Annotated in this window: 6 protein-coding genes; 3 read left to right on the forward strand and 3 right to left on the reverse strand. The window is 72.1% G+C overall.

Features of this window, described 5'->3' with window-relative positions; all coding sequences use genetic code 11:
- Positions 1–2 precede the first annotated feature (2 nt).
- Together ACZ6TB_RS48205 and ACZ6TB_RS48210 are read right to left on the reverse strand one after the other, a co-directional pair.
- Entirely contained in the window at positions 3–1,037 is a 1,035-nt protein-coding gene (locus ACZ6TB_RS48205) for a MerR family transcriptional regulator (RefSeq protein WP_465568459.1), read from the reverse strand.
- Between the two features lie 128 nt (positions 1,038–1,165).
- The gene (locus ACZ6TB_RS48210) at positions 1,166–2,062 is read right to left on the reverse strand and encodes a DUF4240 domain-containing protein (protein WP_465568461.1); all 897 of its coding nucleotides are present in this window, start codon (positions 2,060–2,062) and stop codon (positions 1,166–1,168) included.
- 139 nt (positions 2,063–2,201) lie between these two features.
- Here ACZ6TB_RS48210 and ACZ6TB_RS48215 point away from each other — a divergent pair, with 139 nt between their 5' ends.
- Both ACZ6TB_RS48215 and ACZ6TB_RS48220 read left to right on the forward strand, forming a co-directional pair.
- Positions 2,202–2,660, forward strand: coding sequence for a MarR family winged helix-turn-helix transcriptional regulator (locus ACZ6TB_RS48215; RefSeq protein ID WP_465568464.1), 459 nt, complete (start codon positions 2,202–2,204; stop codon positions 2,658–2,660).
- Positions 2,661–2,679: 19 nt separating this feature from the next.
- On the forward strand, positions 2,680–4,458 hold the full coding sequence (locus tag ACZ6TB_RS48220; RefSeq protein ID WP_465568467.1) for an MFS transporter: 1,779 nt from the start codon (positions 2,680–2,682) through the stop codon (positions 4,456–4,458).
- A 25-nt stretch (positions 4,459–4,483) separates the two neighbouring features.
- Here ACZ6TB_RS48220 and ACZ6TB_RS48225 read toward each other — a convergent pair whose 3' ends face one another.
- Positions 4,484–5,095 carry a TetR/AcrR family transcriptional regulator gene (locus ACZ6TB_RS48225; protein ID WP_465568469.1) on the reverse strand — a complete coding sequence of 204 codons (612 nt, stop codon included), beginning with the start codon at positions 5,093–5,095 and terminating at the stop codon, positions 4,484–4,486.
- A 257-nt stretch (positions 5,096–5,352) separates the two neighbouring features.
- Between ACZ6TB_RS48225 and ACZ6TB_RS48230 the strand changes: the two genes are divergently transcribed.
- Complete coding sequence (locus ACZ6TB_RS48230; RefSeq protein ID WP_465568472.1) at positions 5,353–6,390, forward strand: MFS transporter; 1,038 nt, start codon at positions 5,353–5,355, stop codon at positions 6,388–6,390.
- Positions 6,391–6,516: the final 126 nt, after the last annotated feature.

Genomic DNA, 6,516 nt, shown 5'->3' on the forward strand with positions numbered 1-6,516 from the left:
GGCTACGCCTCCTCGATGTCGGCGACCACGTCGGCGACCACCACGGCGATGTTGTCGGGGGCGCCGGCCTCGTGGGCCAGGGCCACCAGGCGGTCGGCGGTCTCGTCGGGGGCCGACCCGGCCGACAGCGCGGCCTGGATGGCGTCTCGGGGCACGACCGCCGACAAGCCGTCCGAGCAGAGCAGGTAACGGTCGCCGGGGAGGGCGGTTCGCAGGGCCAGGTCGGCCTCCACCGGCTGCGGGCCGGCGCCGAGGGCGCGGGTCAGCAGCGCGCGCTGGGGGTGGGCGGCGGCCTCGAGCGGCGTGAGCTTGCCGTGGTCGACCTGGTTGCGTACCCACGTGTGGTCCTGGGTCAGCTGCGCGAGCTCGCCGCCGCGCAGGAGGTAGACGCGGGTGTCTCCGATGTGGATCAGCGCCAGTTGCGAGCCGTGGCGGATCAGGGCGGTCAAGGTGGTGACGCCGGACGCCGCGCGGAGGTCGGCGTCGATCTCGTTCAGCTTGGCGGCCAGGGCCGTGAGCGGCTCGTTGGCGGGCTCCAGGCCGCGCAGGGCCTCGATCGCGGCGGCGCTGGCGGCGCCGCCAGCCGGGCCGCGCATGCCGTCGGCCACCGCCAGCAGGCGGTCGCCGGCATAGGCGGCGTCCTCGTTGGTGTGGCGTCCGATGCCCGCGTCGAGGCGGGAGGCGTAGCGGATGGGCATGGTGACGCTCCTCTTTCCCAGGTGCTCGACGAGGAGTGCGACCTGGCGCGCCCGGGTCGCGTTGCCGGCGGTGACCCGCTGCCAGTAGGCGATGACCGCGTCGGCCGCCGCCGCCGGGTCGAGGTCGCACACCGTACGGATGTCGGCCAGCGGCATGTCGATCTCGCGCAGCCGGGCGATCAGCCGGGCGTGGGCGAGCTGCGCCGGGTCGTAGAGCCGGTAACCGGACTCGGGGTCGACCGCCGCGGGCGGCAGCAGTCCCAGGTCGTCGTACAGGCGCAACGCCTTCGGGGTCAGCCGCGCCGCGCGGGCGAACGCGCCGATCGTCAGCAGATCCACGCCGTCATCCTCCTCGCGCCGGTCAACGGGACCGGCACGACCTACCGTCGGGCTTCACCCAAGGTGAAGGTCAAGCCCAAGGTGAAGGTCAAGCCCAAGGTGAAGGTCAAGCCGGCGGCGGAAAGGGCTCAGCCGAAGAATTCCTGGATCTGCGCGAGCGTCAGATAACCCTGTGGCTCCAGCTCGGCCGGCAGCTCGGGCAGCGGCTTGGTGGTGACCGGCACCTCGGGCACGTCGGCCGGCAGCGTCGGCACCGGCGGGGTCGGCGGCAGGCCGGGCATCGACATGGCCTGGCGGATCACCTCGAACATGGCCCGCACCTCGGCCGCGGCCAGGGCCGACAGCTCCATGCCCTCGGTCGGCAGCGCGCAGGTGAAGTTGGCCCGCAGGCTTTCCCCGCAGCGGCGGATGTCGGCGCTGGGCCGCAGGTGGTCGAGCTTGCCCTCGGCCACGATGCCCAGCTCGCAGGCGGCCAGGCCGGACTGCCGCCACCACGAGCGCCAGGTGGGATCGGCGTCGAGGGTCAGCGCCACGTGCCGCAGCGCGACCATGAAGTCCTGCGGCGCCCGCCCCTCGATCGTCGTCGTGGTGGTGCCCATCTGCGGGTGCAGCCAGGAGTCGCCCCAGGCGGCGACATTGGATCCGGTACGGGTGCTGACCGCCGCCTGGTGCTGCCAGTCACCCCGCGTCGACGTGCGGAAGGCGCGCTCGGCGACCGGCAGCAGCTGAGCCCCGGGGCGGTGGGCGTAGGACGCGAGCGCGGCGGGGGCCCGGAGGACCTGGCGGTAGGCGCTGGCCCCGGCGGCGACGGCGGCGCAGCGTACGCCCAAGAAGGACGCCCCCGAGGTCTCCACCGCGCGATAGTGGGCGGGCGTGTCCAGCGCGTGCAGCGCGCGGGCCAGGTGGTCGGCGAAGTCCCGGATGTCCGCGGCGCCGTGGTCGGACAGCTCGTCGGCCAAGCGCTGGAAGTCGGCCGGGTCGGGGCCGATCCGGTCGACCAGGTCCCAGAAGGTCTGCTCGTCCATGACGGCATGCTGTCACCCGTGCCGCGCGGGGGACGACAGCGCAACGCGGCACGTTTGGGCGAATTGAGCATTCCGCTGGCAATGAGTGCTTCATCACTCGGCCACGTAAAGTTGTATAAGCCAGTGATATAAAAATGGGGTGCGGCAGACAATCACCGTCTCGGACCAGGACGCGGCCATCGCGAGCGGCTTCGAGCGCTTCTACGAGGTGCTCCGCCGGCTCACCCCCCGCGAGACCCTGAGCCTGACCGCCGCCTCGACGCTGCGCCGTCTGGAACGCAACGGCCCGCAGCGGCTGTGCGAGCTGCACGCGCCCGAGGGGATCAGCCAGCCCGCGATGACGCAGCTGGTCACCCGCCTGGAAAAGGAAGGCCTGGCCCGCCGGGGGAGCGACCCCGACGACGGCCGGGCGGTGGTCGTCAGCATCACCGAGGAGGGCCGGTCCGCGGTCGCGCGCCGGCGCGAGGGCCGCACCCGCGCGCTCGCCGCCCTGCTGGAGCAGCTCCCCGAGGGCGACCACGCGGCGATCGTGGCGGCGTTGCCCGCGCTCGACCGGCTCAGTGGACTGCTGAACGGCCCCCAGCACCAGACAAGTTAAGAGTTAAGAGGTCACTCGCGTGCTCGCTGTGGATCACCCGCGCTACAAATGGGTCGCGCTGTCGAACACCACGCTCGGCAACCTGCTCGCCACGATCAACTCGTCGATCGTGCTGATCTCGCTGCCGGCCATCTTCAAGGGCATCCACCTCAACCCGCTCGAGCCCGGCAACGTCAGTTACCTGCTCTGGATGCTGATGGGCTACATGCTCGTCACCGCGGTCCTGGTGGTCACGCTCGGCCGGCTCGGCGACATGTACGGTCGGGTCAAGATCTACAACGCGGGCTTCGCGATCTTCACGATCACCTCGATCATTCTCTCGCTCGACCCGTTCGACGGGGCCGGCGGCGCGATCTGGCTGATCGGCTGGCGGGTGCTCCAGGCGGTCGGCGGCGCGATGCTGATGGCCAACTCGGCCGCGATCATCACCGACGCGTTCAGCGCCGAGCAGCGCGGCATGGCGCTGGGCGTCAACATCGTCTCGGCCCTGGCCGGCTCGTTCATCGGTCTCGTGCTCGGCGGCGTGCTCGCCGAGTGGGACTGGCGCTCGATCTTCTGGGTCAACATCCCGCTCGGCGTGCTGGGCACGGTCTGGGCGTACCGGTCGCTGCACGACACCGGCCAGCGCCGGCCCGCGAAGATCGACTGGTGGGGCAACGCGACCTTCGCGGTCGGGCTCACGGCGGTGCTGGCGGCCATCACGTACGGGATTCAGCCCTACGGCGGCCACACCATGGGCTGGACCAATCCGTGGGTCCTGACCGGCCTGATCGGCGGCGTGGCCGTGCTCGTCGGCTTCGGCATCATCGAGTCCAAGGTCGCCGAGCCGATGTTCCCGCTCAAGCTGTTCAAGAACGTCGGCTTCACCACCGGCAACGCGGCGAACCTGCTGGCCAGCGTCGCCCGGGGCGGTCTCCAGTTCATGCTGATCATCTGGCTTCAGGGCATCTGGCTGCCGCTGCACGGGTACGACTACGAGTCCACCCCGCTGTGGGCCGGCATCTACCTCGTGCCCATGACGATCGGCTTCCTCGCCGCCGGCCCGCTCGCCGGCTATCTCTCCGACAAGTTCGGGCCGCGCCCGTTCGCGGCCGGCGGTCTGCTGGTCATGGCCGCCTCGTTCCTCGGCCTGCTGGCGCTGCCGGGCGACTTCAACTACATGGTGTTCGCCCTGCTGATCTTCGTGAACGGCCTGGGCGGCGGGTTGTTCGCGGCCCCGAACACGTCACTGATCATGTCGAGCGTGCCGGCCAACATGCGCGGCGCCGCCTCCGGCATGCGGGCCACCTTCCAGAACGCGGGCCAGGTGCTGTCGATCGGCATCTTCTTCTCGCTGATGGTGGCCGGCCTCGCGAGCTCGCTGCCGAACACGCTCTCCAGCGGGCTGACCGGGCAGGGCGTGCCGGCCGCGACCGCCGACGCGATCGCCCAGCTGCCGCCGGTCGGCACGCTGTTCGCGGCGTTCCTCGGCTACAACCCGATCGGCGAGCTGCTCGGGCCGCAGGTGCTCGGCGCTCTCCCAGCGGCCAACGCGGCCAACCTGACCGGCCTCGAGTTCTTCCCGCGGCTGATCGCCGAGCCGTTCCACGACGGCCTGGTGATCGTCTTCTGGATGGCCATCGGCCTGCTCGTCGTCGGCGCGATCGCCTCGCTGTTCCGCAGCAGGAAGGCCGTCGAGGAGCCCACCTTCGTCGCTCACGAGGCCGCGGTGAAGGCCGAGGTCTCCGAGGCGCAGCCGCTGTCGCCGGCGACCGGCGTGTCCGAGTCGCTCGACGACGCCGAGGTCGGCACCAAGTAGCCGCCTGGGGTGGAGGGCGGGCTTCTCAGTTTTCGAGCGCTACGTCGAGCAGTCGCTCGGCCACGCCCCGGGCCAGCGCCGCGGCCCCGGAGTGCTTGTCCATCCGGGCGCCGACCGAGGCGCCGTCGTAGAGAATCATGAGCTGGTCGGCGAGGGCCGGCGGATCGGCGACCTCGGCGTCGCGGGCCAGCTCGGTGAACAGGCCGCGGGTCCAGGCCCGGTTCGCGTTCGACACCTGCTCGACGGCCCCGCCCTCGGCCACCGACTCGGCGCTGGCGTTGTAGAACGCGCAGCCCCGGAAGCCGGGCGTGGCGGTGACCTCGGCCAGCACGTCGAAGACGCCGAGCAGCCGGTCGCGCGGATTGTCGAAACGCTCGAGGCCGGCCCTGATCCGATTGCGGCGAATCTGGTGCCGGTTCTCGAGATAGGCCCGGACCAGCTCCTCCTTGCTGCCGAAGGAGCTGTAGAGCGAGGCCTTGGCGACGCCGGCCCGCTCGATGATGCGATCGATCCCGACGGTGTGCACGCCCTCGGCGTAGAAGAGCTCGTCGGCCGCCGCGAGCAGACGCTCGCGGGCCGACGGTTTCCGCCCAGCGGGCGAAGCGGTCGAGATCGCGGAAGGTGATGCGGCGGACATGCATTTGACGATAGCAGACAGACCTGTCTAGTCTCGTGTGAGCAGACAGACCTGTCTGTTCATCCTCGGGAGGAATCGCCTCATGACCACCGTTGCCGACGCCCGACCGGCTGTGCGAAGCCGCCGGCTGTCCCGCCCGGTCGCGTTCGCGGCGATCGCCGCGATCTTCGTGACGTTCGCGGCCGCCTCCGCCGCGCCGTCCCCGCTCTACGTCGTCTACCAGCATCTCTGGGGGGTTCTCGGCGACCACGCTCACGGTGGTCTTCGCCGTCTACGTGCTCGGCCTGATCGGGGCGCTGCTGGTGCTCGGCGCCCTCTCCGACCACGTCGGCCGCCGGCCCGTGCTGGCCGCCGCCATCGCGCTCGAGGTGACCTCGCTCGCGCTTTTCCTGACCGCGGGCGACGTGACCGTGCTGCTGGTGGCCCGGCTGCTGCAGGGCATCGCCACCGGGGCCGCGCTCACCACGCTCGGCGCGGCGCTGGTCGACCTCAACCCGCCGCACGACCCGGGCCGGGCCGGCCTGATCAACGGCATCGCCCCGGTCGCCGGGCTAGCCGTGGGCGCCCTCGGCTGCGGCGCGCTGGTCCAGTTCGCCCCCGAGCCCACCCACCTGGTCTGGGCGCTGCTGCTGGTCGCCATGCTGCTGGCCGCGTTCGTGGTGGTCCGCATCCCGGAGACCTCGGCCCGCCGCCCCGGCGCCGTCGCCTCGCTCTCGCCGAAGCTGGGCGTCCCGTCCCGCCTGCGCGCCGACGTGCTCGCGCTCGCCCCGATCATCGTGGCCAGCTGGGCGATCGGCGGCCTCTACCTGTCCCTCGGCCCGTCGGTGGCGGCCGGCGTCTTCGGTCTCACCAACCACCTGGTCGGCGGCTTCGTGGTCACGCTGCTCTGCGGCACCGGCGCGATCACCTCGTACGCGATGCGCAAGCTGCCCACCCCGCGCGTCCTGGCCCTGGCCGGCGCCTTCCTCACGCTCGGCTCGGTGATCAGCGTGGCCGGCCTCGAGTGGGAGAGCATCTCGCTGGCCGCCGCCGGCACCGTGATCTCCGGCATCGGCTTCGGCGCCTCGGCGCTGGCCTCGTTCGGCACGCTGGCCGTGCTGGCCGCCCCGCACGAGCGCGGCGAGCTGTTCGCGGTCGCCCTGGTGATCGCCTACACCGCGTTCAGCCTGCCGGCCGTGGTCGCCGGTTTTGCCGCCACCTCGTTCGGCCTGCACCCGACGGCCCTGGTCTACGGCCTGGTGGTGGCCGCCCTCGGCGCCGTCGCCCTGGGCGCGCAGCGACTCCGAAAGGCGTAAGCCGAACAGCTTTCTTCGTGTCACCCCGGGGGGGGGGGGGGGGGGGGGGGGGGGGGGGGGGGGGGGGAGGGGGGGGGGGGGGGGGGGGAGCGGGGGGGGGGGGGAGGGGGGGTGGGGGGGGGGGTT

The sequence above is a fragment of the Actinoplanes sp. NPDC051537 genome (assembly GCF_055586105.1).

What these genes read in the sequence shown, in the direction of transcription:
- ACZ6TB_RS48225 (WP_465568469.1), bottom strand. Translation starts at nt 5,095, where the DNA reads ATGTCCGCCGCATCACCTTCCGCGATCTCGACCGCTTCGCCCGCTGGG.
- ACZ6TB_RS48210 (WP_465568461.1), bottom strand. Translation starts at nt 2,062, where the DNA reads ATGGACGAGCAGACCTTCTGGGACCTGGTCGACCGGATCGGCCCCGAC.